This is a genomic window from Pseudarthrobacter sp. C1 (genome assembly GCF_034720455.1).
Taxonomy (GTDB): domain Bacteria; phylum Actinomycetota; class Actinomycetes; order Actinomycetales; family Micrococcaceae; genus Arthrobacter.
In genome coordinates, this window is record NZ_JAYESK010000001.1 from 407,216 (window position 1) to 433,006 (window position 25,791).

A 25,791-nucleotide genomic window follows, 5' to 3' on the forward strand; every position below is an offset into this window, starting at 1 on the left:
CCTCGCAGGTGACGGCGGCCGGAACCCGGCCGCAACAATGCAGAGAGGCAGCGATGACCATCAAACTCAACCAGCCCAACTTCAGCAGGCGGGCGGCCCTCGCGGCAGCCGGAACCCTGGGCGCACTCGGCATGACCGCGGCGGCCGGAACCGGAGCCAACGCCGCACCGGGAACGAAGGCCCCCAAGCCCGCCCTCGCGTTCCGCCCGGACGGCCGGTTCAAGGTGATCCAGTTCAACGACACCCAGGACGACGAGCAGACGGACCGCCGCACCATCGAGCTCATGGACCGCACGCTGGATGCCGAAAAGCCTGACTTCGTGGTGATCAACGGGGACGTGATCAACGGCGGCTGCGACACCGAACTCGAGGTCAAGCAGGCCCTGAACCACGTGGTCCAGCCGATGGAACGCCGGCAGATCCCGTGGGCCGTCACGTTCGGCAACCACGACGAGGACTCGGTGGCGAGGACCGGCATGACCGAAGCCAGGATGCTGCAGTTCCTGCAGAGCTACGCATTCAACGTCAACGGCGACTCCACCGATGGCCTCACCGGCACGTCCAACTCGCTGCTGCTGGTGCAGTCTTCGAAATCCAAGGACCCAGCCTTCGGCCTCTGGCTGATCGACACCGGCCGCTACGCCCCGGACACCATCAACGGCCAGGACTTCGAGGGCTACCCGGACTGGGACTGGGTCCGCATGGACCAGGTGGCCTGGTACCGCAACCTCTCCATCGCCACCGAGCAGAAGTACGGCAGGAAGATCCCCTCCCTGATGTGGGGCCACATCGCCCTGCACGAACACCGCAGCATGTGGTTCGCCAGCATCGATTCCCGGACGGACGCGGACCACCAGCGGGCGGTGAAGAAGCACGGCATCGTGGGCGAGCGGAACGAGGACGAGTGCCCCGGCCCCTTCAACTCCGGGCTGTTCAACGCCTTCCTGGAACGCGGGGACGTCCGCGGCTACTTCGTGGGCCACGACCACGTCAACACCTACGTGGGCAACTACTACGGCGTGGAACTCGGCTACGCCCCCGGGACGGGGTTCGGCGCCTACGGGCTGCCGGGCGCCGACCGGAACCGGCTCCGCGGCGCGCGCGTCTTCGAGCTGGATGAGAACCACGCGGGGATCTACAAGGAGACCCGCCTGGTGTTCGCCAAAGACCTGGGCATCGACCTGACCGCGAACGACCAGCCGATCACTCCCCTGCCCTTGGACCCCGCGCAGCTCTAGGCGCTACTTCCGGATCTCCGCCAGCCGCAGCCGGACCATCTCCTCCACCACTTCCTCGGGGACGGGATGGTCCGGCGTGAACCGGACAGTACCCTTGGACAGCGAGAAGCCCGCCAGCTTGGGCGCGACGGCGTCCACCACCTCGGGCGAGAACGGAAAGATGGACAGGTGCTTGGCTGCCGCCACCACGCCGATCAGCGGTTTGCCGTCCACCTTCAGTGCCGGCATCCCGTAGCTGCGGCCTTCGTCGGCCTCCGGGACCACGCGCCGCGCCGCCGCAATGACACGCTGCAGGCAGCCGCGCTCCGGCTCGTCCAACGCGGCAAGGGAATCGTCTACGTCACCCATGCGGCCATCCTAGCCCCGCAGGGATGTACGACGGCGGACGGCAGTTCCAGCTCCATGGCAGCTCCCTGCGCCGCGGACTGGCGCAGTGAGGCCCGGCGTCGGTGCGCAGGAGCAGTCCGTGCGCAGTGAACCCGGGCCTTGTTGCGCAGCCCCGTGGCGCCGGGCGTCCCCGCTACTTCTTTGCGGCGAGGATCGCCTTCCGGACGGCTGCGCCCACAGCGCTGATGACCGGGACGAGGCACATCAGGGCAACCACGGTGTTCGGCCGGAAAGCCACCTGCCCGCCGGCGTTCCGGTAGACGCCGAGCGGCAGCACCATCCCGCCACCCCCGCCACCGGAGGCTCCGTCCTGCCCGGCCTCCCCGCCGCCGCCGAACCCGAAGGACACCAGCGCCACGGGAATGACCTCTTCCCCGCCCAGCTGGACGGGCGCACCATAGGCCTTGGAGACGCCAACGTTCTTGAATGCTTCAATCAGGGACGAAAATGTATCAGCCATGGCCCCACCCTACGAGCGCTGCCCAGCCAGTAACAGTCCTGTCAGGAGTTCAAGGATGACCTACCGGAAGGATCCACGCGTTGACCAGTACATCGGCGCACTCCCGCCCTGGCAGCAGGCCGTCTGCCTGAAGGTGCGGGACCTCGTCCATGCTGCCGACCCTGGCGTCGAGGAGACTATCAAGCGCACGGTCCAGCCGTACTTCGTGCTGCAGGGCAACATTTGCGCCCTCCTCGCCACCAAAGACCACGTCAATGTTTTCCTGTACGACGGCGGGCTCACCCCGGACCCGCACAACATCATCACGGGCGGCCACGGCAACAAGACGGGCCGGATGATTTCCTACTACGCGGACGATCCAATCAACGAGGATGCCCTGCTGGAGATGTTCCGGGCAATCATCGAAACCAACCGCGCGGGCGGCTGGCGGAAAATCAAGGGTAGCCAGTAGTTCCAGGCCCAGCTGCCGGCTGCCAGGAGATCCTCAGCCCTGAACGCGCTGGCGGTAGTTCCTCGGCGTCTCCCCTGCGTCGTTCAGGAAGTGGCGGTTGAAGTTGGAAAGGTTGGAGAACCCCACTTCGTAGCAGATCTCCGAGATGGCCTTGTCGCTGTGCTCCAGCAGCCGGCGGGCATGTGCAAGCCGGAGCTTGCGCACCAGGTCACTGAAGTTTTGGCCGGTAGCGCGCTTGAAGTATTTGGAGAAGGTGGGCTCGGACATGCCCACCAGCCCGGCGGCCTCGGACATCTTCACGCTGCCGGCATGGTTGGTGAAGACGTACTCGAGCACGATGTCCACCACGGCGGCGGCCTGGCCATCCAGCTGCGGCCGGAACCATTCGTCCGCGAGGTATCGCCGTTCTTCCTGCGGAGCCCGCGCCAGCACCACAAAGAGGTCCAGCAGGTGGCGCAACCGCACCAGCCCCGTGCTGGCACCCATCGCTTCTATGGCGGCGGCCGCGTTCTCCGCCGAGGGCCCCAGGAATTCGATCCCCCGCCGGGACTGCTCCAGCAGTGGCTTCACCTCAGCCATCTCCGGGACCAGCGAAGCCGTCTGCTCAACCCATTTGCCGTCGAACTGGATCACGGCATCCCGGTTCTCCAGCACCTCGCCGGGTTCAAGGTCGCTGACCCAGTCGTGCGGCAGCCCCGATCCGACAAGGGACACGTGGCCGGCTTCGAACGTGCCGATATGGTCGCCCACGATGAACTTTCCGGTGCCCTTGCGGATGAGGTGGATCTCGTACTCGGGGTGGTAGTTCCACCGCGCCACCGGGCTGGGGTAGCTGTGTTCCACCCACCGGACGGAGTGGTTGGGATCGGGCGGGATGATCTCCCGGTTGGCCCGCATTCCGAGCAGCCTCTCGGCCAGCCGGGCCGCAGCTCCGTCGGCTGTGTCCGTGGCAGTCATGTGTTTCTCCGCACCCGTAGTGGTTATGAATTCTGGACAAGGTCCAGGGACCTTTCCCCAGAGTAGCGCCTAATGCGGCGACCTGCTGCGGAAAATTAGTATCAGAAATCGGCAACCACGGCGCTAGTTGTGCCCCACGCGACCGGCCTAATCTTGAGGAACATCAGCGGCACATCGGCTTCCCGATCTCACGCCGCGCCACGGTCAGGCATCCCGACGCAGCAGTCGGATGTGGTGACTGCGCACCCCCTGAAGAACAAAGGAGTCCTCAATGCGCCCAAAAATGCGCACTGCCACGCTGGCTGCCGGTGCCTTGTGCATCGCACTCTCCGCATCGGCCTGCTCCGGTGCCGGCGGCGGCACTGCTGCCGGTGACCAGAACAGCATCAATGTCCTGATGGTGAACAATCCCCAGATGGAGGACCTGCAGAAGCTCACTGCAGACAACTTCACCAAGGACACCGGGATCAAGGTCAACTACACGATCCTTCCGGAGAACGACGTCCGGGCCAAGATCAGCCAGGAGTTCTCCAGCCAGGCCGGCCAGTACGATGTGGCGTCCCTGTCCAACTATGAGATCCCGTTCTACTCCGCCAACAAGTGGCTGGCCCCGCTGGACAGTGTGGCCAAGGACGCCGAATTCAACCAGGACGACATTCTTCCCGCCTACACGGCGTCCCTGACGGGCAAGGACGGCAAGCTCTACGGCGAACCCTTCTACGGCGAGTCGTCCTTCCTGATGTACCGCAAGGACATCCTTGAGGCCAAGGGCCTGACGATGCCGGAGAAGCCCACCTGGGACCAGGTGGCCGAGCTCGCCGCCCAGGCCGACGGCGCCGCGCCGGGAATGAAGGGCATCTGCCTCCGCGGCCAGCCCGGCTGGGGCCAGGTTTTCGCGCCGCTGACCACCGTGGTGAACACCTTCGGCGGCACCTGGTTCGACAAGGACTGGAACGCCAAAGTCAATGCTCCCGAATTCACCGAGGCCACCAAGTTCTACGTGGACCTGGTCAAGAAGCACGGTGAAGCCGGCGCGGCCCAGGCCGGGTTCACCGAGTGCCTGAACAACATGAGCCAGTCCAAGGTGGCCATGTGGTACGACGCCACCTCTGCAGCGGGCGCCCTCGAAGCGGAGGGTTCGCCGGTGAAGGGCAAGATCGGCTACGCCCAGGCCCCGGTCAAGAAGACCGACTCCTCGGGCTGGCTGTGGACCTGGTCCTGGGGTGTGCAGGCTGCGTCCAAGAAGCAGGACGCCGCAGGCAAGTTCATCGCCTGGGCCAGCTCGAAGAAGTATGAAGAACTGGTCGCCTCGAAGCTGGGATGGGCCAAGGTTCCGTCCGGCAAGCGCATCTCCACCTACGAGAACGCCGAGTTCCAGAAGGCCGCACCGTTCTTCAAGGCCGAACGCTCCGCCATTGAGAACGCCGACCCGAAGAACCCGGGTGTGCAGGAACGTCCGGTGGTTGGCATCCAGTTCGTCGGCATCCCCGAGTTCGCCGACCTTGGCACCACAGTCTCCCAGGGCGTCAGCTCGGCGATAGCCGGACAGGGCACCGTGGAGGACGCACTGGCCAAGGGCCAGGAAGCCGCCCAGAAAATCGGCGACAAGTACAAGAAGTAACCACCCACCAATCGGTCCTGTGGCCCGCCTTGCCGGCGGGTCGCAGGACCGCAGGAGAACATGATGACTTCCGCAACAGCGCGCGTCGCCCGTTCAGGGCACAGCGCCCCCAAACCTTCCAAAGACGCCAGGGCCCGTGAACGCGCCACGGCGTGGGCACGGCGCGCGCCGCTGCTGCCGGCCCTGGTCTTCCTCATTATCGTCACGCAGCTTCCCTTTGCCGCCACCCTGATCATTTCCTTCCTGAACTGGAACAGCCTCCGCCCGGACCAGACGGGATTCGCGGGTTTCAGCAACTACGTGGAGGTCCTCACCAACGCGGACCTGCGCCAGGCCATCTTCACCACCATCGTCCTCACCGTCTCGGTGGTCCTGGCCAGCCTGGTCATGGGTCTGGTCCTGGCCCTGCTCCTGGACAAGAAGTTCATTGGCCGCGGGCTTGCCCGCACCCTGCTGATCGCACCGTTCCTGGTGGTTCCCGTAGCTGCTGCCCTCGTCTGGAAGCACGCCCTGCTGAACCCGACGTACGGCCTGATCAACGGCATCCTGACCTGGATCTGGTCCCTTTTCGGCAGCAGCACCCCGCCACAGCCGGACCTCCTGTCCCAGGCACCCCTGACCGCCGTCATCCTCTCGCTGGTGTGGCAGTGGACGCCGTTCATGATGCTCATCCTGCTCGCCGGGCTGCAGTCCCGGCCCATGGACACCGTGGAAGCGGCGCAGATGGACGGGGCCAGCCCCTGGGAAATCTTCCGCCACCTGACCCTGCCGCACCTGCGCCAGTACCTGGAGCTGGGCGGCCTGCTCGGCGCCATCTACATCGTGCAGAACTTCGACGCCGTCTTCACGCTCACCTCGGGCGGCCTGGGCACGGCCAACCTGCCGTACTCCATCTACCAGACCTTCTACTTCGCCAATGAATACGGTCTGGCCTCCGCAACAGGGGTCGTGGTGGTCATCGGCACCATCATCGTGGCCACCTTCGCCCTCCGGACCGTCTTTTCACTCTTCAAGAAGGAGGCAGCACGATGAGCACCCTCACTCCTGCCGAACCCCGCAAGCCGGGCCTCGCCCGTTCAACACCGCCCACCGACCCGAACACCGGGTCCGGCCGCCGCGGATTCGGAAGATCCGGCCGGGGCAAGTCCCGGATGGACCCGACGCGCAACAACACCGCCGCCGGCATCGCCGCCTGGCTGCTGGCCCTGCTGTTCGTGGCCCCGGTCCTCTGGATGATCCTGACCTCCTTCCACTCCGAAACGGATGCCGCCACCAACCCGCCGTCCATCGGCGCACCACTGACCCTTGATGCCTACGCGGAATTCTTCGGCGCCAGCTCCGGGGTCAGCCCCTGGCCGCCGCTGATCAACTCAGCCACCGCGTCCGTCCTGTCCACCGTGCTGGTGCTGGTCCTGGCCATCCCGGCCGCGTACGCCCTCTCGATCAGGCCGATCAAGAAGTGGACGGACGTAATGTTCTTCTTCCTTTCCACCAAGATGCTGCCCATCGTCGCCGCGGTCCTGCCGCTGTTCCTGTTCGCCAAAACCATCGGCGGGCTGGACAACATCTGGTTCCTGGTCCTGATGTACACCTCCATGAACCTGCCCATCGCTGTCTGGATGATGCGGTCCTTCCTCGCCGAAGTCCCGGTGGAAATGCTCGAAGCCTCCCAGATCGACGGAGCCGGCCTGCTCCTGACCCTCCGCGCCGTCGTCGCCCCGGTCGCGATGCCGGGGATCGCCGCCACCGCCCTGATCTGCTTCATCTTCAGCTGGAACGAACTGCTCCTCGCCCGGGTCCTCACCGGCGTCATGGCCGGAACAGCCCCGGTCTTCCTCACCGGCTTCGTCTCCAGCCAGGGCCTCTTCCTCGCCAAGGTGTGCGCGGCCGCCGTCGTCATCTCCCTGCCCGTGCTTTTTGCGGGGTTCGCCGCCCAGGACAAGCTCGTCCAGGGACTCTCCCTCGGCGCCGTGAAATAACAGGCCGTGAGATAAACCAGCCCGCCCAACACTCAGAAGGATCACTCCGATGACCACAACAACCACCCAGTCCCCGGCCACCAGCTCCGGCCTGCCGGCCACCATGCGCGCGTCCATCCTCAAGCGCCAGGGCGAGATGGCCATGGAAACCCTGCCCCTCCCGCAGCTCGACGCCGACCAGGTCCTGGTCCAGGTCGCCGCCGTCGGCGTCTGCGGCAGCGACGTCCACTACTACGAGCACGGCCGGATCGGCCCCTACGTGGTGGACCACCCGCTCATCCTCGGCCACGAACTCTCCGGCCGGATCTCCGCCGTCGGATCCGCCGTTGACCCCGCCCGCATCGGCAAGCGCGTCGCCGTCGAGCCCCAGCGCCCCTGCCGCACGTGCAAGCAGTGCAAGGCCGGCCGCTACAACCTCTGCCCGGACATCGAGTTCTACGCCACCCCGCCCGTTGACGGCGCCTTCGCCGAATACGTCACCATCCAGTCCGACTTCGCCTACGACATCCCGGACAGCGTCAGCGACGAGGCTGCCGCCCTCATCGAGCCGCTCTCCGTAGGGCTCTGGGCCTGCGAACGCGCACAAATCAAGCCCGGCAGCCGGGTCCTGATCGCCGGCGCCGGGCCCATCGGCATCATCGCCGCCCAGGCCGCCCGCGCGTACGGCGCCACCGAGATCTACATCTCCGACATCGCCGAGGACCGGCTCGCCTTCGCCCTCGAACACGGCGCCACCCACGCGCTCAACGCAAAGACGGACAGCGTGGAAGGGCTCGACGTCGACGCGTTCATTGACGCGTCCGGCGCACCGCAGGCGGTCCGCGCCGGGATCAAGGCCGTGGCCCCTGCAGGCAGAGTCATCCTGGTCGGCCTGGGCGCGGACGACGTCGAACTCCCCGTCTCCTACATCCAGAACCGCGAGATCTGGCTCTCCGGCGTGTTCCGCTACACCAACACCTGGCCGCTGGCCATCCAGCTGATCGCGGACGGCAAGGTGGACCTGGACATCCTGGTCACCGGCAGGTTTCCACTCGCGGACTCCGAGAACGCGCTCAAGGCGGGCAAGCAGCCCGGCCAGCTCAAAGCCGTTGTCTACCCGGGCCGCTGACCATGATCACCGTCATCGGCGAGTCGCTCGTTGACATCATTGAGGCCCCCGGCCGGGGCTCCGCGCAGCAGGTGCACCCGGGCGGGAGCCCGCTCAACGTCGCGGTAGGGTGCGCGCGGCTGGGCCTGGGGACCAGGCTGGTCACGCACTATGGCGACGACGCGCACGGGAAGCTGATCGCTGACCACCTGCGCACCAACAATGTTGAACCGATCGTGGGAGGTTCCCTGCCGACGTCGTCCGCGCTGGCGTCCCTGGACGCTACCGGCGCAGCCGAGTACACGTTCAACATCAGCTGGGACGTCAACGGGGCCTCCATCCCGGCCCTTGCCGCGGTGCAGGGTTCGCTGCATGTCCACACCGGATCCATCGCCACGGTCCTGGCACCCGGCAACAAGGCCGTCCGGGGCCTGGCCGAAGCGGCACGCCCGCACGCGACGGTGAGTTTCGATCCCAACTGCCGGCCGGCCATCAGCGGGAATGTTGAAGCCGCACGCCGTGAAGCCGAGGACTTTGTGGCCGCCAGTGACATCGTCAAAGCCAGCGACGAGGACCTGCGCTGGCTCTACCCCGGCAGGACCTTGGACGAGTCCCTTGCCGCGTGGCTGGCGCTGGGACCGGCACTGGTTGCGCTGACGCGCGGCGCGGACGGACCGGTGGTCCTGACCCGGCAGGGGCGCGTGGAGATGCCCGGCGAAACGGTCGCCGTGGCGGACACCGTGGGGGCGGGCGACTCCTTCATGGCCGCCCTGATCGCCGGCCTGGCGCAACGGGACGCGCTCGGTGCCGCCAACAGGCCGCGCCTGCGGAGCCTCTCCCCCGAAGACCTGGATGCCCTGGCGGCCTACGCGAACAGGGCCGCCGCCATCACGTGTTCCCGGCCGGGGGCCAACCCGCCCACGTCAGCCGAGCTGGGTTCCCTGTCCGGAAAGCCGGCCGGAACACCGCCCGGCCTGCCCGCCCCTGCGGAAGGCTAGCCCCATGACTGCACTTCAAACCCGGACCCTTACCGGACTGCCTGCATCCCTGGCCGTCCCCGCCTACGACCGGGCCTCGCTGACGGCGGGAATCGTCCACTTCGGCGTGGGCGGCTTCCACCGCGCCCACCAGGCCATGTACCTGGACCGGCTGATGAACGAGGGCAAGGCCCTCGACTGGGCCATCTGCGGCGTGGGGGTCCTGCCCGGTGATGCCCGCATGAAACAGGTCATGGACAGCCAGGACTGCCTCTACACCCTGGTGGTCAAGAACCCGGACGGGACCCGGGAAGGGCGGGTCATCGGCTCGATCATCGAGTACCTGTTCGCCCCTGACGATCCCGAGTCCGTCATCGAGAAGATGGCGTCCGGCGCCGTCCGGATCGTTTCACTCACAATCACCGAGGGCGGGTACAACTTCCACCACGTCACCGGCGAGTTCGACGCCGGCAACCCCGACGTGGTCCACGACCTCCAGCCGGGGGCAGCACCCCGGACGACCTTCGGCCTCATCACCGAAGCCCTGGCCCGCCGTCGTGCCCGCGGCCTGGTCCCCTTCACGGTGATGTCCTGCGACAACATCCAGGGCAACGGCGACGTGGCGCGGAAGATGTTCACTGCCTTCGCCGTGCTCAAGGACCCGGACCTCGGCGCCTGGATCACCGCGAACGTTCCCTTCCCCAACAGCATGGTGGACCGGATCACGCCCGTCACCGCCGACGCTGACCGCGCCGCCGTTTCGGCGGAGTTCGGCGTCGAGGATGCGTGGCCCGTGGTGTGCGAGCCGTTTGAGCAGTGGGTCCTCGAGGACACGTTCAGCCTTGGACGTCCCCCGTTTGAGGACGCCGGGGTCCAGCTCGTGGCGGATGTTGAACCGTACGAACTGATGAAACTCCGCCTCCTCAACGCCAGCCACCAGGGCATGTGCTACTTCGGCCACCTGGCCGGCTACCGCTACGCCCACGAAGCTGCCCAGGACCCGCTGTTCGCAAAGTTCCTGCTCGACTACATGGACAAGGAGGCCACCCCCACCCTGGAGCCGGTGCCCGGCGTGGACCTCGCCCACTACAAACACACCCTCATCGAACGCTTCACCAACGAACACGTCCGGGACACCCTTGCCCGCCTCTGTGCGGAAAGCTCGGACCGGATCCCCAAATGGCTGCTGCCGGTCATCCGCATCAACCTTGATCGGGGCGGGGAAATCCGCCGGTCCGCCGCCATCGTTGCCAGCTGGGCCCGCTATGCCGAAGGCGCCGACGAGCAGGGCAACCCGATTGACGTCGTCGACCGCCTCAGGGACAAGCTGATGGCCTCAGCCGCCCGGCAGCGGCAGGAACCGCTGGCCTTCATCTCGGACCGGGAGGTCTTTGGCGACCTGGCCGGCAACCAGGAATTCATCGCCGCGTATACCCGGGCGCTGACAAGCCTCCACAACGCCGGTTCACGGGCCACACTTGAAGCATTGGCAGGCCAGTAGGGCAGGGGGCAAGCCTCGGTGGACCTGTTATGCCGTCATCGAACTTCCTGAACGCGGCGGCCGGGGACGGTCAGCCCGCAGCGTCCACCGGCTCCTGAACGTCCTGTACAACCTCATTCCGCCGCAGGAACCACGGCTTGAACGGCGGATCGAAGCGGGCAAACCGCGGCGGCCCCACCGGCGTCAGGCCGGCAAGGGTCAGTGCCGCCTGCAGGCCGCTGTTGCGCCGTTCGAACGCGGCCGCTGACCCGCTGCCGGAGAAGCGCAGCACTGCGGCAAGGGAACCGGGCACGGCCCGCACCGTCACGGCGGGGTCGGCGGGAACGGGCGCGGTTTCAGCTGTCACGCCGGCAGGAAGCACAAAAGCCACCACATACTCGGCAGGTCCACCCCTTCCTGCCAGGGAACCGGACTGAAGCACCGGGGCGGTCATAGCCAGCTTCTGCGGCGATCCGGGCTCCTGGATAACCGGGGCGGTCATGGCCAGCTTCCCGCGGGTTGAATTGCTCCCGCTGATGTAGTTGAACAAGCGCCGGAAGGCGATGTTTCCGGCACGGTCAAAGGTGGCGGCCACCTTGGTTTCGGCCACGACGTACCCGGGATAGCGGCGCAGTTCGAAGTGCGGATAGCGCCGGACCAGCTCGTAGGGCTGCTGTTCTGTCATGGTCCACCAGAGCCTACGCCAGCCCTGGCGGAAGCCGCCATACCCGGCGACGGCTTGCCGCCTCTTCCAAATGGGAGCATACTTATTAGCAGGACTAATTAGCATTGCTAAGCATTTTGGGGAGGCTCACGGACGTGACCACAGCCAAGAACGAGAGCATTACCGGGGAGACCGGCCCGGACACCCTGGCCATTGACCTCCGGACCGCCGTGATGCGCACCTCGCGGCGGCTCCGCGTCGAGGCAACCGGCGACGTCATCACGCCGGGCCAGTACACGGTGCTGGCATTACTCAACGGCAGCGGACCCAGCACCCTCCGCGAACTGGCCACCAGCGAGCACGTGCAGGCCCCGTCCATGACCCGGATCGTCAACGCCCTCGCCGAACTGGGCTTCGTCTCCAGGGCGGCAAACCCCGACGACGGCCGCCAGGTCCACATCGACATCACCGACGCCGGCCGGGCCGTCCTTGAAGAGGCCCGGAACCAGCGGACCGCGTGGCTCGCGCAACGCGTGGCCGGGCTCAGCGAGGAAGACCGGCTGGTCCTGAGCCGGGCCGCACGCATCATGCAGGAGATGAGCGGCAGATGAGCGCCATGTTCCGTGCGCTGGAAAACCGCAACTACCGGATCTGGGCGAGCGGCGCGCTGGTGTCCAACATCGGGACCTGGATGCAGCGGGTGGCGCAGGACTGGCTGGTCCTGACCGTCCTCACCGACTACTCCGGCGCCGCCGTCGGCATCACCACCGGCCTGCAGTTCCTCCCCATGCTGCTGCTCGGCCCGTACGGCGGAGTGCTGGCGGACCGCTACCGAAAGAGGGTGATCCTGCTGTGGACGCAGGTGGCCATGGGCCTGACCGGGCTGGTGCTCGGGCTCCTGGTGGTGACCGGCGCCGCGGAGCTGTGGCACGCCTATCTGGCCGCCCTGTGCCTGGGAATAGCCAGCGCCATCGATGCGCCGTCACGCCAGTCCTTCGTGTCAGAACTCGTGGGGCGGGACAACATTTCCAACGCCGTTGCACTGAACTCCGCGTCCTTCAACACAGCCCGGCTGACGGGCCCTGCCATTGCCGGGGTACTCATTGCCTGGGTGGGCACGGGACCGGTCTTCCTCCTGAACGCAGCCAGCTTCGCCGCCGTCATTGTTTCCCTCTTCCGGATCCGGACCGCAGAACTCGTGCCCGCCGCCCCGGCAACACGGAGCAGGCACCAGGTGGCGGAAGGCGTCCGCTACGTGCGCAACCGGCCGGACCTGGTGCTGATCATGGTCCTGGTAGGCATCCTGGGGGCATTCGGAATGAACTTTCCCATCATCAACGCACTGATGGCCACTACTGAGTTCGGCGCCGGCCCGGGCGAATTCGGGCTTCTTGGTTCCATCATGGCGGTGGGTACGCTGGGCGGCGCGCTGCTTGCGGCACGCCGGGCCGGGCCGCGGCTGCGGTTCCTGCTGGGCGGTGCGCTGGGGCTCGGCGCGTTTACCCTCCTGGGGAGTGTGTCGCCGTCGTTCTGGCTGTATGCGGCCGTCCTGGTCCCGATCGGGCTGGCGTCCATCACGTTCCTGAACAGCTGCAACACCAGCATCCAGCTCTCCGTGGAGCCCCGCTTCCGTGGGCGCGTGCTGGCACTCTACCTGGCGGTCCTGCAGGGCGGCACCGCCGTGGGCGCGCCCCTGATGGGCTGGATCGGCACGGAGTTCGGCGCACGCTGGTCCGTGGCCGCCGGCGGTGTCATCGTGCTGCTGGCCGCGGCCTCCGGCGTGATCGTGGCCAGCCGGAGGAGCAGCCTGGGCGTGCGCGACCACCTGCGGATGGTGTTCCGGAGGAAGCGCCAGCACGCTGCATAGAACACGCTGTATAGAAACCGCACAGGCCACGCAGTAACGGCACAGTAACGCCTGGAGCGTTTAATGCCGGTGTACGCAACTACCCTGCAAGGTTGGGCCCTCCCCGCCGGAGATCCCGGCACCCAACCCAAGGCTGGAAGTTCGGCATACAGAGACAGTGATGGTGCGAGATGCACTCCTACAGCCGCCGCCACCCTATCGCCCTTGTCTGGGCGCTGGTCCTGTCGCTGCTTCTGTCCGCCTGCATGTCGACAGAGGACAGGAGTGGCCCGGCAGCCAGCAGCCCTGCCGCCTCGTCCAGCGAAAGCAGGCAGGATGCATCGCCGTCGGATCGGCCCGCCGAAGAAACGGCCGGCGGCGGCGCCAGCCGGGGACCGGACGGATCCGGCGGTTCGGGCTCTGATAATTCAAGCTCTGATGCTTCAGGCTCCGGTCCTGACAGCGGGCAAAGCCTGCCGCAAGGCCAGGACCCGGCACCGGCTCAACAGCCGCCGCCCGTGCCACGCCAGCCGCAGGGGCCCGGTCCGGCGCAGCCACCCGGTCCACCCGCCCCTGCCCAGCCACCGGCACCCGCTCCGCAGGCTCCCGCCCAACCGCCCGCGCCGCCGCCCGGTCCGCCCGCCGCTGCCCAGCCGCCAGCCCCCGAGACCGTGGTGCTCGACTGGCTGCCGATAGGCCCGGTCGGCAGGGGGGATCCGATTTGGTATGTGCGCTTGAAGGACTTGAATTGTGAGTCGGTTCCCGGCTTCTCCGAACCCTTCAATACCGTGGAAGAGGCAGCACGGACGCTTTGCTTCGGCCTGAAGGGTGACCAGGCTGCCTGGGAGGCGGGCGTTCCTGCCCTGTCGACGTCCTCGCCTGACTGCTGGTCTGAAGCCGCGCAGCAGATCCTCAGCAATATCGCTGCCGTCCGGATACAAAAGCCGGATGCCATCATTGAGCTTGCCCCCCGCCCCGGGACCGCCTGCGTTCCGAAACTCAAAGCCGTGCAGGATGATGCGGGCGACAGCCAGCCCTTCCAAGTCTGCGCAGGGGACGTGCTCATCCTGGACGGAAGCGTCACCGGCCTCCCCGCCGGCACCGTCCGTTCAGTCAACGTTGGCACCACCACGGCACTGGTCAGCCAGCGCCAGAGCTTCACGGACACCAACTTCCCGTTTGAGTTCTACTTCCTGGCACCGCCACTGGCTGAAGGGCAACCCACCACCGCCGAAGTGAGTATTGCCGACGCCGACTGGCAGGTCCAGGGATCCGCTTCCTTCGAGTACGCCGCGGACCAGAGTACGTGCCCGGCGCCGGGCGCCGCACCGTGACGGAGGGCGACGGAGACGGGCGTTCCTCATGGTCCCGCGCCGTCGGAGTTATTTCCGCCATCGGCCCGCCGGTTACGGTTGCCACGGCGCTGCTGTTCTACTTCGGCTGGGCACGCGCCGATGCACAGGCGGCGTACATGGGCCTCAACGTCAGCCTCTTCGGGTACACAGTGCAGGACTACCTGCTCATCAGCATCAACGCGCTCTTCCTGCCGCTGGTCTGCATCCTTGCCGCCAGCGTTGCCTGGCTGGCGCTTGACCGCTTGCTGCGCCGCCGGATCGAGGAGGACCGCGGACGCGCCGTCATCCTCCGGGCCGCAGGCATCGGCGCCCTGGTCAGTGGGCTTGTGGTCGGAGTCAGCCTGGTGCTGGCGGTGGTTGATCGCACCCGGACGGCGCTCTTCTCGCCGTATCTGATGGCCCTGGGCGTACTGGTGGCCACCTGGTGCGTCCACCTCCGCCGCCTGGGCCGGAACAGCCGGGTGCCGGCCCTGAGCGCCGAGCAGCGGGCGGTGGAAACCACGCTGATCTTGAGCATCGTGACGCTGCTGCTTTTCTGGGGCACGGCCGACTATGCGCAGGCGCTGGGCCGGCGGCTGGCCGTGGACTACGAGCAGGGCGTCCAGTTCATGCCCCGGGCGGAGGTGTATTCGCCCAAGCCGCTGGGCATCGGCTCCGGCGCGGTCACCGAAGTGAAGGTGGGCAACGGCGAAGCTCCGCTCTACCGGTACGACGGGCTGCGCCTGCTGGTGCTGAGCGGCGGACGTTTCTTTTTCCTGCACGACGGCTGGGCGCCGCGGGACGGAACGGTCATCGTCCTGCCGGACGACAACTCGGTCCGCATCGAATTCCGGAGATAGCCCCACCAACAAGCCCGCGGCCGCCCCTCAACAGGCAACACGGGGTCGCTTTTGGCCTAATAACGGTCAATTATTCGGCTGGGAGTGACCCCGCGTTGCAGTAAACCGCAGAACCTAGCTCCGGGACGGGCCGCCCAGCACCACGTTGACCGGCTCCTTACCCTCCAGCATCAGCCCGATCTGCTGCTTGATCAGCCGGACCATCCGCGGGAACATCGCCGAGCTGGCCCCGCCGACATGCGGGGTAATCAGCACGCCGGGCGAGGTCCAGAGGGGATGGTCAGCGGGCAGCGGTTCGGGGTCCGTCACGTCCAGCGCAGCACGCAAACGGCCCGACGACGTCTCCGCCAGCAGCGCATCCGTGTCCGCCACCGGCCCGCGGGCCACGTTCACCAGCAGCGCCCCGTCAGGCATTGCTGCCAGGAACTTTGCGTCCACCAGCTGCTTTGTCTGCTCGCTGAGGGGCACGCTGACCACCACGATGTCGTGCAGGGGCAGCTGCTCATACAGTGAGTCGATCCCGAGGATCTTTCCGCCGGCGTCCTCGCGTTCACGGCTCGCCATCCGGGTCACCTGCGTTTCGAAGGGCAGGAGCCGGGCCTCGATGGCCTTGCCCACTCCCCCGTAGCCCACCAGCAGCACCCGGCGGTCGGCCAGGCTGGGCCGCTGCCTGTTGTCCCAGGTCCCGGTGGCCTGGTTCCGTGCAAAGTCGGCCATGCCGCGCTGGCTGGCAATCATCATGCCCAGGGCAAGTTCCGCCGTCGACGTTTCATGGACGCCTGCCGCGTTGGCGAAAAGGCAACCCGCGGGCAGGACGTCCGCCACGCCGTCGTAACCGATGGACTGGCTCTGGACCAGGCCGATCTCCACGGACTTCAGCGCAGCCAGCACCTCCGGCCCGCGCATGTAGGGCGGCACCACGATGTCCAAACGCCCGGCGGGGGCAGGGCCGGAAAAGTCCCATACGAAGAATTCGACGCCGGCAGCCGGCTCCAGTGCGTCCACCAGTTTCTGGTCGGGCAGGGCAATCCGCAGCGGCGCGGTCATGCCGCCACCACGAGCTTGACGTTCGCCGCACGCAGCGCCGATTCGATTTCCCGCGGCGGGGGCGCGTCCGTCACCAGGACATCCGCGGCGTCGAAGGCCGCCAGCCGGGCCAGCGCGTACCGCAGCATCTTCTGGTGTGTTGCCACCACTACCACCTGTTCCGCAGAGTTCATGAGTGCGATCTTAGTGGCGCGTTCCACGTCACGCTCAATGTAAAACGCCTCGTCGTGGATTCCGCTGACGCCAATGAACGCGGTCCTGGCGCGCAGCCCGGCCGCAGCGCTGACGGTCATGGGGCCGTTGAATGCCTGGCTGTCTAGCAGCAGTTCCCCGCCGAGGCAGATGGTCCGTGCCGAGGTCAGCTGCAGGCACCGCTGGATGGCCGGGGCCGAGTGGGTAATGATTGTCCCCTTGAACGCGGCGGGCAGCTCCTGCGCGATCTGGTACGTGGTGGTGCCGGCGTCCAGGATGATCGCGTCCCGCTCCCCGATCATGGATACGCAGGCGCGGGCCACGCGAAGCTTGGCTTCGGCATCCTCACGGACCCGGGCAGCGAAGTCCGCGTTCTGGCCCTGCCCATGGATGGCGCTCACGCCGCCGTGCACCACCCGGACCAGGCCCAGTTTGGACAATACCCGCGTGTCCCGGCGCACCGTCATGTCCGAGACCGCGAAGGTCTCGGCCAGATCGGTGGTGGAAATGAACCCGCGCCGGCCCAGCTCGTCCAGGATGGTGCGCTGGCGGGGCGTCAGCGGCGCATCCCCACGTGCAATGCTCATAACCCCTTCTTTCTGACCATGCGCCGGACACCAGGCTCGGCGGAGTGTTGCAATTCCAACACCAACTTACCTAGTGTCGTACCCCGGCACCGGCATTCGTAAGCTCCACGGGGCGTCCTTCCGCGATTGAACGTTCGGCCGCAAGGCCCATCCGGACCGACTGCAGCCCGTCGGCAACCGTAACTTCCACCGGCCCCTCGCCGAGGATCGCCTTCCGGTACCCAAGGTGCTCGTAGTACGTGGAGCCGTGGTGCGCGCCCGCGGCCAGTACTGCCTCATCCACCGGGACCTCGTGCTTTTCAGGGCCCAGCGGCGAGCGCGGGCTGAACTCCACGGTGGCCTCCGCCTCGTCACCGGGGATCCAGTGGTTGGCTGCCACCGGGATGAGCGTCTCGATCTTGGCGGCATCCCCCACGATGGAGATCCGTTCCTGGAACTTGGACCCCTCGGCGAACATGGACAGCTCCAGCATGGCGCGGCGGCCGCCCTTGAAGTCCACGATCACGTAGGCATTGTCGATCATGTCCGACACGCGGCCGTCGTAGACCTCGTCCATATGGTTCACGTCGTGGCCGCCGCTGGCGTAGACCCTGACCGGCTCATCCTGCAGGATCAGCCGCATCAAATCGAAGAAGTGGCAGCACTTCTCCACCAGGGTTCCGCCGGTCCGCTCCGCGAAGCGGTTCCAGGCATCCACCTTGTGCAGGAACGGGAAGCGGTGCTCCACGATGGAGAGCATGTAGATGTTGCCGAGCTTGCCGTTGTGCGCAGCCTGGATGACTTCCTGCACCGGCGGCATGTAGCGGTATTCCATCGCGACCCACACGGGCGCCGGGTAGCCGGCGGCCAGCGCCTCGAGTTCATCGGCCTGCGCGGCGGTGGTGCACACCGGCTTCTCCACGAGCACGGGCAGGTTGGTTCCGCTGGCGAAGATGTCTTTCAGGATGCCCAGGTGCGTGTCGTTGGGGCTGGCGATCACGAGTGCATCCACCAGGCCGGAGGCCAGCAGTTCCTGATGGGAGGGAAACGTCTCCACCCCGTACCCGATCTCCGCAACAGTCTCCTCCAGGGAGGACTGCTGGGGATCGGACACTGCGGTGATCCGGCTTCCGGGGATCAGGGCGAGGTTCCGGACGTGTTCGCGGGCCATGTGGCCTGCGCCGATGAGGCCGTATCGGATGGTCCGGACCGGTTCCGCAGAAGGCAATGACATGAGCTGCTCCGTTTCTCTACGTTGAGTTTTTGGGGGGACCGCGGCGTTGCATCCCAAACAGAACTATACAGAAAGTGTTGTTATTCCAACATAGCGTGTGTATATTTCTTCAGTACCAGCCGGAACTACAACGAGGTGGAACGTGCCCCAACCGTCAACTGGAACCCTGCTCTTCGTAGGGTGCGCCACACTTGACTCCATCGCTTTGGTGGAGGACTACCCTGCTGCGGACAGCCGCACCGTTGCCGCGGATTTCGCGACCGCGGGCGGCGGTCCGGCCGCCACCGCAGCCGTGGCAGCAGCCCGCGCCGGAGCTGCAACAGCCTTCGCCGGGGTCCTCGGCACCGACGAGGAAGGCGACCGCATCATCGCCGGTCTGCAGGCAGAAGGCGTTGACACCTCCGCCGTCATCCGCGACCCGGACGTCAAAACAGGGGCCAGCGTGATCGTGGTCAGCAAGGCTTCCGAAAGCCGGGCCATCGTCACCCGTCCGGTGCCGCCGGTCAGCTTTCCGGCCGGCAGCCGCTTCCATGAACTGCTGCAGTCGGCAGCCTGGGTCCACGTGGACCACCTGGGCTGGAACGCCGTCGCCTCCGGCACACGCGGGGACCTTGGCACCCTAAGGATCAGCGTGGATGCCGGCAACCCCATCCCGTCCTTCAATCCCAAGGGCGTCGCACTGTACGTCCCCACCATCGAACGGCTCCGCGCAGAGTACGGCGAGCAGCTTTCCGCCGCGGCGCTCCTTCAAAGAGCGGTCGACGACGGCGCCTCCGCCGTCGTCGCCACCGCCGGCTCGGAGGGGGCCTGGGTCAAGGACGGCAACGGCGACCCGGTCCACGTGCCCGCCACCCCGGCCAACATCGTCTCCACCCTGGGCGCCGGCGACGTCTACCACGGCGCCCTCCTGGCCGCCGTCGCCGCCGGGCTGCCGCTGGTGGAGGCTGCAGCCTTTGCCGGCCGCACCGCCTCCGCGTCCTGCCAGGGACTGGACGGCCGCTCCGCCATCCCCCACCAGACCATCACTCCTGTCCTCGCCACCAACCTGCCCGCCTAACCCAACGCCCAGCTGAAAGAAGCAGCCCATGAGCCCCACAGACCTCTCACCCCTCCAGCGCCCGTCAGGCGCCTTCGCGATGCTCGCCGTGGACCAGCGCGAAGCCATGCGCAACATGTTCGCCGAGCACACTGACCAGCCCGTCACGGACCAGGACCTCCAGGACTTCAAGCTCCAGGCCGCCAAAATCCTCACCCCCTACGCCTCGGGCGTCCTGATCGACCGGCAGTTCGCCCTCGACCAGGCCATCGAGGACAACGTGGTGGACCCCGGCTGCGGGCTGATCGCCTCGGCGGACCACTTCGAATCCGCACACGGCGAACTGGTGGGCGAGGTAACCATTGACCGCCTGGTGGACCCGCACAAGTACAAGGCCCTGGGCGTGAAGGCCCTCAAGCTCCTGGTCCTCTACCGCCCGGACGAGCCCGCCGACGGCCGGGTGGAAATGGTCCGCGAATTCGTGGAACGGTGCCAGTCCGCCGGCCTCATCAGCATTATCGAGCCCGTCTCCCGCAAGCCGCTGGCCGGCGGAGACTTTGACTGGAACGCCGGCATCCTCGCCGCCGCCAAGGAGCTTGGCAGCCTGGGCGCTGACCTGTACAAGGCCGAAGTCCCGTTCCACGGCCAGGCTTCCGAGGCAGAGGTCCGGGCCGCGTGCGCCGAGCTGACCAATGCCATCGACGGCCCCTGGGTGGTGCTCTCCTCCGGTGTCCCCGAGGACGTCTTCCCGGAGGCGGTCCGGTGGGCCTGCCTGGAAGGTGCCAGCGGCTTCCTCTCCGGACGCGCTGTCTGGGCGTCCTGCATCGGCGCGCCCGACGTCGTCGAATCCCTGTCCACTGACGCCGTCCGGCGGCTGCAGCGCCTCTGCGCCGTGGTGGACGACGTGGTCACCGCCCAAAGGGCCAACGCCTAAGCACCCGGGGAGCCAAAGCGTCGTGACCGTGGCAACCCTTTCCGCAGTCAAGTAAACAAGGCACAGCAAACACTCAACGAGGAGATTATTGTGAGTCAGATTTCACGCAGGCAGGCCATCGCTGTTCTCGGAGCCCTGGGCTTCGGCGCCACGGCGGCAGCATGTGCCGGGCCCGGCGGTTCCACTGCACCCGGCGGCGCCACCGGCCCTGCCGCGCCCTCCACCGGAGCCGTCACCGGCAAGGTGTCCTTCGCCCACTGGCGCGGCGAGGACAAGGCGGTGTTCGACGAACTGATCAAGCGCTTCGCTGCCATGCACGAGGGCGTAGAGGTTGCCCAGGACATTTCCACGTCCAACGACTACAACGCCCAGGCCCTGCAGAAACTCCGCGGCGGCTCCATCGGTGACGCCTTTGCCACCTTCCGCGGCGCCCAGTTCAAGAACTTCACCGACGCCGGCATCTACACGGACCTGAAGGGCAGCAAGGCTGTTTCCAACTACCAGGAAGGCCTGCTCTCCGCCGGCAAGTCCGGGGAGAGCCAGCTGGGCCTGCCCTACCAGGTGGTTTTCCCCATGCCCATGGCCAACGTTGACCTGTTCGACAAGGCCGGCGCCGAGCTTGCCCCGAAGGACTGGGATTCCTTCCTGGCCATGTGCGACAAACTGGCCGCGGCCGGCGTCATTCCCATCTCCTGGCCGGGCGGCGATGTTGGAAACGGCGGCCAGCTGTTCAACAACATGATCGCCAACAACGCCCCCGTGGACGACATGTGCGCCCAGATCGAGCAGGGCAAGCTGAAGGTCACTGACGACTGGTTCATCAAGATGCTCAACCAGTACAAGGACCTGGTCCCCTACCTACAGCCCAACGCCACGGGCACCGCCGTGGAGCCGGCCCAGAACCTGTTCTCGCAGGGGAAGGCCGCCATGCTGGCCACCGGCTCCTACCACATCGCCGCCGTCCGCGGCCTGGGCGCCCAGTTCCCCATCGAACTGGTGTTCCCCAACACCTCGGACGGCAACAGCAAGTACGAGGGCGTCTACAACGCCACGTTCATCCTGGGCGTGAACTCTGCGAGCAAGAACCAGGCCGCGGCGGCCGCCTGGATCGACTTCCTCTCCGAGCCGGAGAACGCCGGCTACTACGCCAACAAGACGGCCCAGCACGTGTCCGTGAACAATGTGGACTACACCAACCCGGACCTCAAGCGGCTGAGCCCGTGGCTGGACAAGAAGACGGCGCTGGCGGCGCGGTTCCAGTTCCAGAACCTCGACGTCCGCAACGCCGTGGAAGCCAGCGCCACCGCCGTCATCTCCGGCACCAGCCCGGAGCAGGCAGCGGAGGCCGCCCAGAAGATTGTTGATGAACGGCTATGAGCATCCATCCCGGGACGGCGCCCACACGGAAGGCGCCGGACAACCACACGGAAACTGACGACGCGAAGAAGCGGCGCCGCTCGCCCACGCGGGTGAATCCGGCACTATACCTGTTCCCGCTTCCCGCGGTGGCCGTCATCGCCTTCTTCCTGGTGATGCCCACCCTGCAGGCCTTCCAGTACGCCATCACGGACTGGAACGGCTTCTCGGCGGCGTTCAACTACGTGGGCCTGGACAACTTCATCCGGGCTTTCACCAAGGACTCGCTGTTCACCAACGCGCTGACGAACAACCTCAAGTTCGTGCTGCTGGTGGTGATCGCGCAGACGCTGTTCTCGCTGATCCTGGCGCTGCTGCTGACGAAGAACTCCCGGGGAAGCGTCCTGCTCCGCGCGCTGTTCTTCTTCCCCACCATCCTGTCCTCGGTCTCGGTGGCCTTCATCTGGAAGTTCATCTACGACCCCAACTTCGGCCTGGCCAACTCGGTCCTGGGCGGCGTGGGCCTGGAATCACTCCAGAGCTCCTACCTCGGCAACGACGCCCAGGCCCTGTACTGGGTGGCCGTGACGCAGGTGTGGTTCCACTCCGGGCAGATGATGGTGGTCTACATCGCCGGCCTGCAGGCCATCCCGCGGGAACTTTACGAGGCGGCCGAGATGGACGGTGCCAACAAGTGGCAGCAGTTCAAGTCCATCACCTGGCCGTTCGTGGCACCGGCAACATCCATTGTGGTGGCCTACACCACGGTGCAGTCGTTCAAGGCCTTCGACCTGATCCTCGGCATCGCGGGCAACCCGCCCAAGCAGTCCCTGGACATCCTCTCCACGCGCATCTACAGCACCTTTGCCAACTCGGAGTTCGGCTACGCCGCTGCCCAGTCGATCATCTTCATGGCGATGATCGCCCTGGTCACCTGGCTGCAGCGCCGCCTGCTCCGCCTCACCCCGAAGGGGGAATGACAGCATGCTCGCGTCAATAACCCGCCGCGGAATCCTCGCGATCTACGCGGTCATCATCATCGTTCCGCTGACCGTGGTGGGGTTCGGCAGCTTCAAGTCCACCCAGGAACTGTTCGCCGGACCGTTCAGCCTGCCGCAGTCCCTCTCCCCCGCCAACTACGCGGAAGTGATCGGCGGCCAGGATCTCGGGTCCTCGTTCTGGAACAGCGTGATTGTCACCGCCATCTCCGTTCCGCTCACCCTGTTCCTTGCCAGCCTGGCCGGCTACGCCGTCTCCCGGCTCCGCGGCTTCATGTCCTGGGCCATCTTCGGCTTCCTTGTCCTGGGCATGGCCATCCCCGCCCAGGCGAACATGGTGCCGCTGTACGTGCTGTTCGGGCGGCTGGGTCTCCTGGACAGCCTGGCCGGCCTGGTGGTGGCGAACCTGGTGTCCACCCTGCCCATTGCCGTCTTCATCCTGGGCGGGTTCATGCGGACCCTGCCCAAGGAACTCTACGAGGCATCCTCGATCGACGGCACGGGCCCCTGGCGGACCTACGTCTCGATCGCCCTGCCGCTGTCCGCCCCGTCCATCGCCGCGGCCGCCATCTTCCTGTTCGTGATCCACTGGAACGAACTGCTGTACCCGCTGCTGTTCATCCAGTCACCCGGCAACCGCACCCTGCCGCTGGCACTGCTCAGCTTCCAGGGCGAGTTCCAGACCAACTACCCGCTGCTGTTCGCCGGCGTCATCATGGCCTCCCTTCCCGTGGTGGTGGCCTACGTCTTCCTGCAGCGCTACTTCGTGGCCGGCATCACCGCAGGCGCCAGCAAGGGATGAGCGTCACGACGACGGCGGCCAGCCGCGCCCGCCCCGCCGCAATGGACCCCTTCCAGCCCAATGAAAGGCATCATTCGTGAACCTCAAGTCAGCCCAACACCTCGTCAACGGCACCTGGAACACCGCCGGAACCGCCAAGGACGTGACTGACCCCGGCAACGGCAGCACCGTGGGCGAGGTGGCCTGGGGCACCGGCAAGGATGCCACCAAGGCCGCCGACGCCGCGGCGGAGGCCTTCAGTTCCTGGTCGCGCACCACCGTCCGGAACCGGGCGGACCTGCTCCGCAACGCCGCCGACCTCCTGGCCGAACGCCGCGACGAACTTGCCCACACCCTGGCGCTTGAAGCGGGCAAACGGCTCCCTGAAGCGCAGGGCGAAGTGGACTTCTCCGTGGAATACTTCCGCTGGTTCGCCGAGGAAGCGCGCCGCGCCACCGGCACCGTCAGCCCGCCCGAACTGCAGGGCCGCCGCCACCTGAGCCTCCGCAAACCCATCGGCGTGGCCCTCAGCCTCACGCCCTGGAACTTCCCGGTCTCCATCCAGGCCCGGAAGCTCGCCGCGATGCTGGCCGCCGGCTGCACCGTGGTGGGCAGGGTGTCCGAAAAGGCCCCGCTGGCTGCCACCGGGCTGTTCGAAGTCCTGCACGACGCCGGGTTCCCCGCCGGCGTGGTCAACCTGGTCCACGGCCCCTCCCGCGAGGTCACCGCCGCCCTCATGTCCCACCCCGCGGTCAGGGCCGTCAGCTTCACCGGCTCCACGGGCGTGGGCCGGCAGATCATGGCCTCCGCCTCCGAACGGGTGGTCCGGCCGCTGCTGGAGCTGGGCGGCAACGCGCCCTTCATCGTCTTCGAGGACGCCGACCTTGACGCCGCCGTCGAGGGTGCCGTCCTGGGCCGGCTCCGCAACACCGGGCAGTCCTGCGTGGCCGCCAACCGGTTCCTGGTCCAGGACAGCATCGCCGAGGAGTTCGCCGCCAGGCTGGCCGCGCGCTTTGACGCGATGAGCATCGGCCACGGCGTTCCCGACGGCGGCGGCCAGGTTCCCGACCTCGGTCCCATGATCGACGCCGACCGGGTCACCGCGGTCCAGGCCCTGATCGACGATGCCCTGGAGCGCGGCGCCCGACGCGTCACCCAACGCACCGATGTTCCCGGCCGGGGCTCCTTCCTGGCACCCACCCTGCTGGCGGACGTCCCGGACGACGCACCCCTGGTGACGGAGGAAGTGTTCGGCCCGGCAGCCGGCGTCGTAACCTTCTCCTCGGAGGAGGAAGCCATCAGGAAAGCCAACGCCACGGAAATGGGCCTGGCCGCCTACGTCTGGAGCAGCAGCCCCAGGCGCGGCTGGGACATTCCGGAGCAGCTCGAGGCGGGCATCGTGGGCGTGAACGATCCACTCCCGTCCGTGGCCTTCGCGCCCATGGGCGGCGCCAAGCAGTCAGGGCTGGGCCGGGAAGGATCAAGCCTGGGCCTGGAGGAATTCGAGGAGGTCCAGTACGTGGCCTGGAGGCCCTAGGTGCTGACCACCGGGCTGGTGCTGGGCGCCGTGGTGATGGGAGCCGGGATGCAGCGCATCACCGGAATGGGCTTCGCCCTGGTGGCTGCACCCTTCCTGGTCCTGCTCCTGGGCCCGGTGGAAGGCGTGGTGCTCGTGAACATGTGCGGTGCCGTGACCGCGGGGGCCATCATCTTCCGCGTGGTGCGGGACATTGACTGGAAACGGTACGTTCTGCTCACGGCCTCGGCCCTGCTCGGGATCATCCCCGCGGCCTTCCTGATCCGCCTCGTTCCACCGGCGGTGCTGGAGATCGGCATCGGGGTGATCCTCGCCGTCGGACTGACTGTCCTGCTGGCCCTCAAGTCCGTCACCCTTCCGGCACGGCGGCGCTACCTCTTCACGGCCGGCGGCCTGAGCGGGTTCATGAACACAGCCGCCGGCGTGGGTGGACCGGCGGTCAGCATGTACTCCATCGCCACCCGGTGGCAGCACAAGTCCTTCGCAGCCACCATGCAGCCGTACTTCTTCACCATTGGGACGTTCTCGCTGATCTCCAAGGCACTGACCGCGCCGGCCACATTTCCCGCGCTTCCGTGGGGCATGTGGGTGGCCGTGGGCGTGGCCTGCCTGGGTGGGCTGGTGCTGGGCGACATCGCTTCGAAGTATGTCCCCGCCCGCGCCGCGCAGATACTCCTGATCATCCTGGCCTACCTGGGGGCGGCCGCCACCATCATCCGGGGCGTCCTCGACGCCGTCGGGTAACCCCAACAACTTCGCTTGCACCCGT

26 protein-coding genes are annotated in these 25,791 nt (G+C 66.9%); 19 read left to right on the forward strand and 7 right to left on the reverse strand.

Going from position 1 to position 25,791, the window contains the following annotated elements; all coding sequences use genetic code 11:
* The first annotated feature begins 53 nt into the window (after positions 1–53).
* Positions 54–1,238, forward strand: coding sequence for a metallophosphoesterase family protein (locus U7114_RS01765; protein WP_157238941.1), 1,185 nt, complete (start codon positions 54–56; stop codon positions 1,236–1,238).
* A gap of 3 nt (positions 1,239–1,241) precedes the next feature.
* On the opposite strand, the gene U7114_RS01770 is transcribed toward U7114_RS01765, so the two are convergent.
* Together U7114_RS01770 and U7114_RS01775 are read right to left on the reverse strand one after the other, a co-directional pair.
* A complete protein-coding gene (locus U7114_RS01770; protein ID WP_323056410.1) occupies positions 1,242–1,586 on the reverse strand; it encodes an iron chaperone in 345 nt (114 codons plus the stop codon).
* A 172-nt stretch (positions 1,587–1,758) separates the two neighbouring features.
* A complete protein-coding gene (locus U7114_RS01775) occupies positions 1,759–2,085 on the reverse strand; it encodes a hypothetical protein (protein ID WP_323056411.1) in 327 nt (108 codons plus the stop codon).
* Positions 2,086–2,140: 55 nt separating this feature from the next.
* Between U7114_RS01775 and U7114_RS01780 the strand changes: the two genes are divergently transcribed.
* Positions 2,141–2,536, forward strand: a complete 396-nt coding sequence (locus U7114_RS01780; protein WP_157238944.1) for a DUF1801 domain-containing protein — start codon at positions 2,141–2,143, stop codon at positions 2,534–2,536.
* A 33-nt stretch (positions 2,537–2,569) separates the two neighbouring features.
* Here U7114_RS01780 and U7114_RS01785 read toward each other — a convergent pair whose 3' ends face one another.
* A complete protein-coding gene (locus U7114_RS01785) occupies positions 2,570–3,493 on the reverse strand; it encodes an AraC family transcriptional regulator (RefSeq protein WP_321215495.1) in 924 nt (307 codons plus the stop codon).
* 271 nt (positions 3,494–3,764) lie between these two features.
* On the opposite strand from U7114_RS01785, the gene U7114_RS01790 reads away from it, so the two are divergent.
* From U7114_RS01790 to U7114_RS01815, 6 genes are all read left to right on the forward strand, one after another.
* On the forward strand, positions 3,765–5,114 hold the full coding sequence (locus U7114_RS01790; RefSeq protein ID WP_321215494.1) for a sugar ABC transporter substrate-binding protein: 1,350 nt from the start codon (positions 3,765–3,767) through the stop codon (positions 5,112–5,114).
* Positions 5,115–5,177: 63 nt separating this feature from the next.
* Positions 5,178–6,146, forward strand: a complete 969-nt coding sequence (locus U7114_RS01795; protein WP_323056412.1) for a sugar ABC transporter permease — start codon at positions 5,178–5,180, stop codon at positions 6,144–6,146.
* Positions 6,143–7,093: a carbohydrate ABC transporter permease gene (locus U7114_RS01800; protein WP_323056413.1), complete on the forward strand. Its 951-nt coding sequence runs from the start codon at positions 6,143–6,145 to the stop codon at positions 7,091–7,093. The genes U7114_RS01795 and U7114_RS01800 overlap by 4 nt, the downstream gene beginning before the upstream one ends.
* 49 nt (positions 7,094–7,142) lie before the next feature.
* Positions 7,143–8,201, forward strand: coding sequence for an NAD(P)-dependent alcohol dehydrogenase (locus tag U7114_RS01805; RefSeq protein WP_323056414.1), 1,059 nt, complete (start codon positions 7,143–7,145; stop codon positions 8,199–8,201).
* A gap of 2 nt (positions 8,202–8,203) precedes the next feature.
* Entirely contained in the window at positions 8,204–9,178 is a 975-nt protein-coding gene (locus U7114_RS01810) for a carbohydrate kinase (RefSeq protein ID WP_323056415.1), read from the forward strand.
* Between the two features lie 4 nt (positions 9,179–9,182).
* Positions 9,183–10,658, forward strand: a complete 1,476-nt coding sequence (locus U7114_RS01815; RefSeq protein ID WP_323056416.1) for a mannitol dehydrogenase family protein — start codon at positions 9,183–9,185, stop codon at positions 10,656–10,658.
* A gap of 70 nt (positions 10,659–10,728) precedes the next feature.
* Here the strand turns inward: U7114_RS01815 and U7114_RS01820 are convergent, their stop codons facing one another.
* On the reverse strand, positions 10,729–11,322 hold the full coding sequence (locus tag U7114_RS01820; RefSeq protein WP_323056417.1) for a heme-binding protein: 594 nt from the start codon (positions 11,320–11,322) through the stop codon (positions 10,729–10,731).
* Between the two features lie 212 nt (positions 11,323–11,534).
* On the opposite strand from U7114_RS01820, the gene U7114_RS01825 reads away from it, so the two are divergent.
* From U7114_RS01825 to U7114_RS01840, 4 genes are all read left to right on the forward strand, one after another.
* Entirely contained in the window at positions 11,535–11,912 is a 378-nt protein-coding gene (locus tag U7114_RS01825; RefSeq protein ID WP_321216220.1) for a MarR family transcriptional regulator, read from the forward strand.
* Positions 11,909–13,168, forward strand: coding sequence for an MFS transporter (locus U7114_RS01830; RefSeq protein ID WP_321215487.1), 1,260 nt, complete (start codon positions 11,909–11,911; stop codon positions 13,166–13,168). The genes U7114_RS01825 and U7114_RS01830 overlap by 4 nt, the downstream gene beginning before the upstream one ends.
* Positions 13,169–13,881: 713 nt before the next feature.
* Entirely contained in the window at positions 13,882–14,481 is a 600-nt protein-coding gene (locus U7114_RS01835) for a hypothetical protein (RefSeq protein ID WP_323056418.1), read from the forward strand.
* Positions 14,478–15,341, forward strand: a complete 864-nt coding sequence (locus tag U7114_RS01840; protein ID WP_323056419.1) for a hypothetical protein — start codon at positions 14,478–14,480, stop codon at positions 15,339–15,341. The genes U7114_RS01835 and U7114_RS01840 overlap by 4 nt, the downstream gene beginning before the upstream one ends.
* Before the next feature lie 114 nt (positions 15,342–15,455).
* On the opposite strand, the gene U7114_RS01845 is transcribed toward U7114_RS01840, so the two are convergent.
* The 3 genes from U7114_RS01845 to U7114_RS01855 form a co-directional block, all read right to left on the reverse strand.
* Positions 15,456–16,388: a 2-hydroxyacid dehydrogenase gene (locus U7114_RS01845; protein ID WP_323056420.1), complete on the reverse strand. Its 933-nt coding sequence runs from the start codon at positions 16,386–16,388 to the stop codon at positions 15,456–15,458.
* A complete protein-coding gene (locus U7114_RS01850) occupies positions 16,385–17,167 on the reverse strand; it encodes a DeoR/GlpR family DNA-binding transcription regulator (RefSeq protein ID WP_157238954.1) in 783 nt (260 codons plus the stop codon). The genes U7114_RS01845 and U7114_RS01850 overlap by 4 nt, the downstream gene beginning before the upstream one ends.
* Before the next feature lie 70 nt (positions 17,168–17,237).
* Complete coding sequence (locus U7114_RS01855; protein WP_323056421.1) at positions 17,238–18,380, reverse strand: Gfo/Idh/MocA family oxidoreductase; 1,143 nt, start codon at positions 18,378–18,380, stop codon at positions 17,238–17,240.
* A gap of 142 nt (positions 18,381–18,522) precedes the next feature.
* On the opposite strand from U7114_RS01855, the gene U7114_RS01860 reads away from it, so the two are divergent.
* The 7 genes from U7114_RS01860 (at position 18,523) to U7114_RS01890 (ending at position 25,766) form a co-directional block, all read left to right on the forward strand.
* Complete coding sequence (locus tag U7114_RS01860) at positions 18,523–19,437, forward strand: PfkB family carbohydrate kinase (protein WP_323056422.1); 915 nt, start codon at positions 18,523–18,525, stop codon at positions 19,435–19,437.
* 28 nt (positions 19,438–19,465) lie between these two features.
* On the forward strand, positions 19,466–20,350 hold the full coding sequence (locus U7114_RS01865) for an aldolase (RefSeq protein WP_323056423.1): 885 nt from the start codon (positions 19,466–19,468) through the stop codon (positions 20,348–20,350).
* 90 nt (positions 20,351–20,440) lie between these two features.
* Entirely contained in the window at positions 20,441–21,727 is a 1,287-nt protein-coding gene (locus U7114_RS01870) for an ABC transporter substrate-binding protein (RefSeq protein ID WP_323056424.1), read from the forward strand.
* Positions 21,724–22,686, forward strand: a complete 963-nt coding sequence (locus U7114_RS01875) for a sugar ABC transporter permease (RefSeq protein WP_323056425.1) — start codon at positions 21,724–21,726, stop codon at positions 22,684–22,686. Before U7114_RS01870 ends, U7114_RS01875 begins: the two co-directional genes overlap by 4 nt.
* Before the next feature lie 4 nt (positions 22,687–22,690).
* Positions 22,691–23,506, forward strand: a complete 816-nt coding sequence (locus tag U7114_RS01880) for a carbohydrate ABC transporter permease (protein ID WP_157238958.1) — start codon at positions 22,691–22,693, stop codon at positions 23,504–23,506.
* 76 nt (positions 23,507–23,582) lie between these two features.
* Positions 23,583–25,022 (forward strand): NAD-dependent succinate-semialdehyde dehydrogenase, encoded by a 1,440-nt coding sequence (locus U7114_RS01885; RefSeq protein ID WP_323056426.1) that lies wholly within the window; start codon positions 23,583–23,585, stop codon positions 25,020–25,022.
* A complete protein-coding gene (locus U7114_RS01890; protein ID WP_321215478.1) occupies positions 25,023–25,766 on the forward strand; it encodes a sulfite exporter TauE/SafE family protein in 744 nt (247 codons plus the stop codon).
* Positions 25,767–25,791 lie beyond the last annotated feature (25 nt).

Bases quoted from the DNA above. Each gene is read 5' to 3' on its own strand.
- U7114_RS01765 (WP_157238941.1), top strand. From the start codon at position 54: ATGACCATCAAACTCAACCAGCCCAACTTCAGCAGGCGGGCGGCCCTC.
- U7114_RS01770 (WP_323056410.1), bottom strand. From the start codon at position 1,586: ATGGGTGACGTAGACGATTCCCTTGCCGCGTTGGACGAGCCGGAGCGC.
- U7114_RS01775 (WP_323056411.1), bottom strand. From the start codon at position 2,085: ATGGCTGATACATTTTCGTCCCTGATTGAAGCATTCAAGAACGTTGGC.
- U7114_RS01780 (WP_157238944.1), top strand. From the start codon at position 2,141: ATGACCTACCGGAAGGATCCACGCGTTGACCAGTACATCGGCGCACTC.
- U7114_RS01785 (WP_321215495.1), bottom strand. From the start codon at position 3,493: ATGACTGCCACGGACACAGCCGACGGAGCTGCGGCCCGGCTGGCCGAG.
- U7114_RS01790 (WP_321215494.1), top strand. From the start codon at position 3,765: ATGCGCCCAAAAATGCGCACTGCCACGCTGGCTGCCGGTGCCTTGTGC.
- U7114_RS01795 (WP_323056412.1), top strand. From the start codon at position 5,178: ATGACTTCCGCAACAGCGCGCGTCGCCCGTTCAGGGCACAGCGCCCCC.
- U7114_RS01800 (WP_323056413.1), top strand. From the start codon at position 6,143: ATGAGCACCCTCACTCCTGCCGAACCCCGCAAGCCGGGCCTCGCCCGT.
- U7114_RS01805 (WP_323056414.1), top strand. From the start codon at position 7,143: ATGACCACAACAACCACCCAGTCCCCGGCCACCAGCTCCGGCCTGCCG.
- U7114_RS01810 (WP_323056415.1), top strand. From the start codon at position 8,204: ATGATCACCGTCATCGGCGAGTCGCTCGTTGACATCATTGAGGCCCCC.
- U7114_RS01815 (WP_323056416.1), top strand. From the start codon at position 9,183: ATGACTGCACTTCAAACCCGGACCCTTACCGGACTGCCTGCATCCCTG.
- U7114_RS01820 (WP_323056417.1), bottom strand. From the start codon at position 11,322: ATGACAGAACAGCAGCCCTACGAGCTGGTCCGGCGCTATCCGCACTTC.
- U7114_RS01825 (WP_321216220.1), top strand. From the start codon at position 11,535: ATGCGCACCTCGCGGCGGCTCCGCGTCGAGGCAACCGGCGACGTCATC.
- U7114_RS01830 (WP_321215487.1), top strand. From the start codon at position 11,909: ATGAGCGCCATGTTCCGTGCGCTGGAAAACCGCAACTACCGGATCTGG.
- U7114_RS01845 (WP_323056420.1), bottom strand. From the start codon at position 16,388: ATGACCGCGCCGCTGCGGATTGCCCTGCCCGACCAGAAACTGGTGGAC.
- U7114_RS01850 (WP_157238954.1), bottom strand. From the start codon at position 17,167: ATGAGCATTGCACGTGGGGATGCGCCGCTGACGCCCCGCCAGCGCACC.
- U7114_RS01855 (WP_323056421.1), bottom strand. From the start codon at position 18,380: ATGTCATTGCCTTCTGCGGAACCGGTCCGGACCATCCGATACGGCCTC.
- U7114_RS01865 (WP_323056423.1), top strand. From the start codon at position 19,466: ATGAGCCCCACAGACCTCTCACCCCTCCAGCGCCCGTCAGGCGCCTTC.
- U7114_RS01875 (WP_323056425.1), top strand. From the start codon at position 21,724: ATGAGCATCCATCCCGGGACGGCGCCCACACGGAAGGCGCCGGACAAC.
- U7114_RS01880 (WP_157238958.1), top strand. From the start codon at position 22,691: ATGCTCGCGTCAATAACCCGCCGCGGAATCCTCGCGATCTACGCGGTC.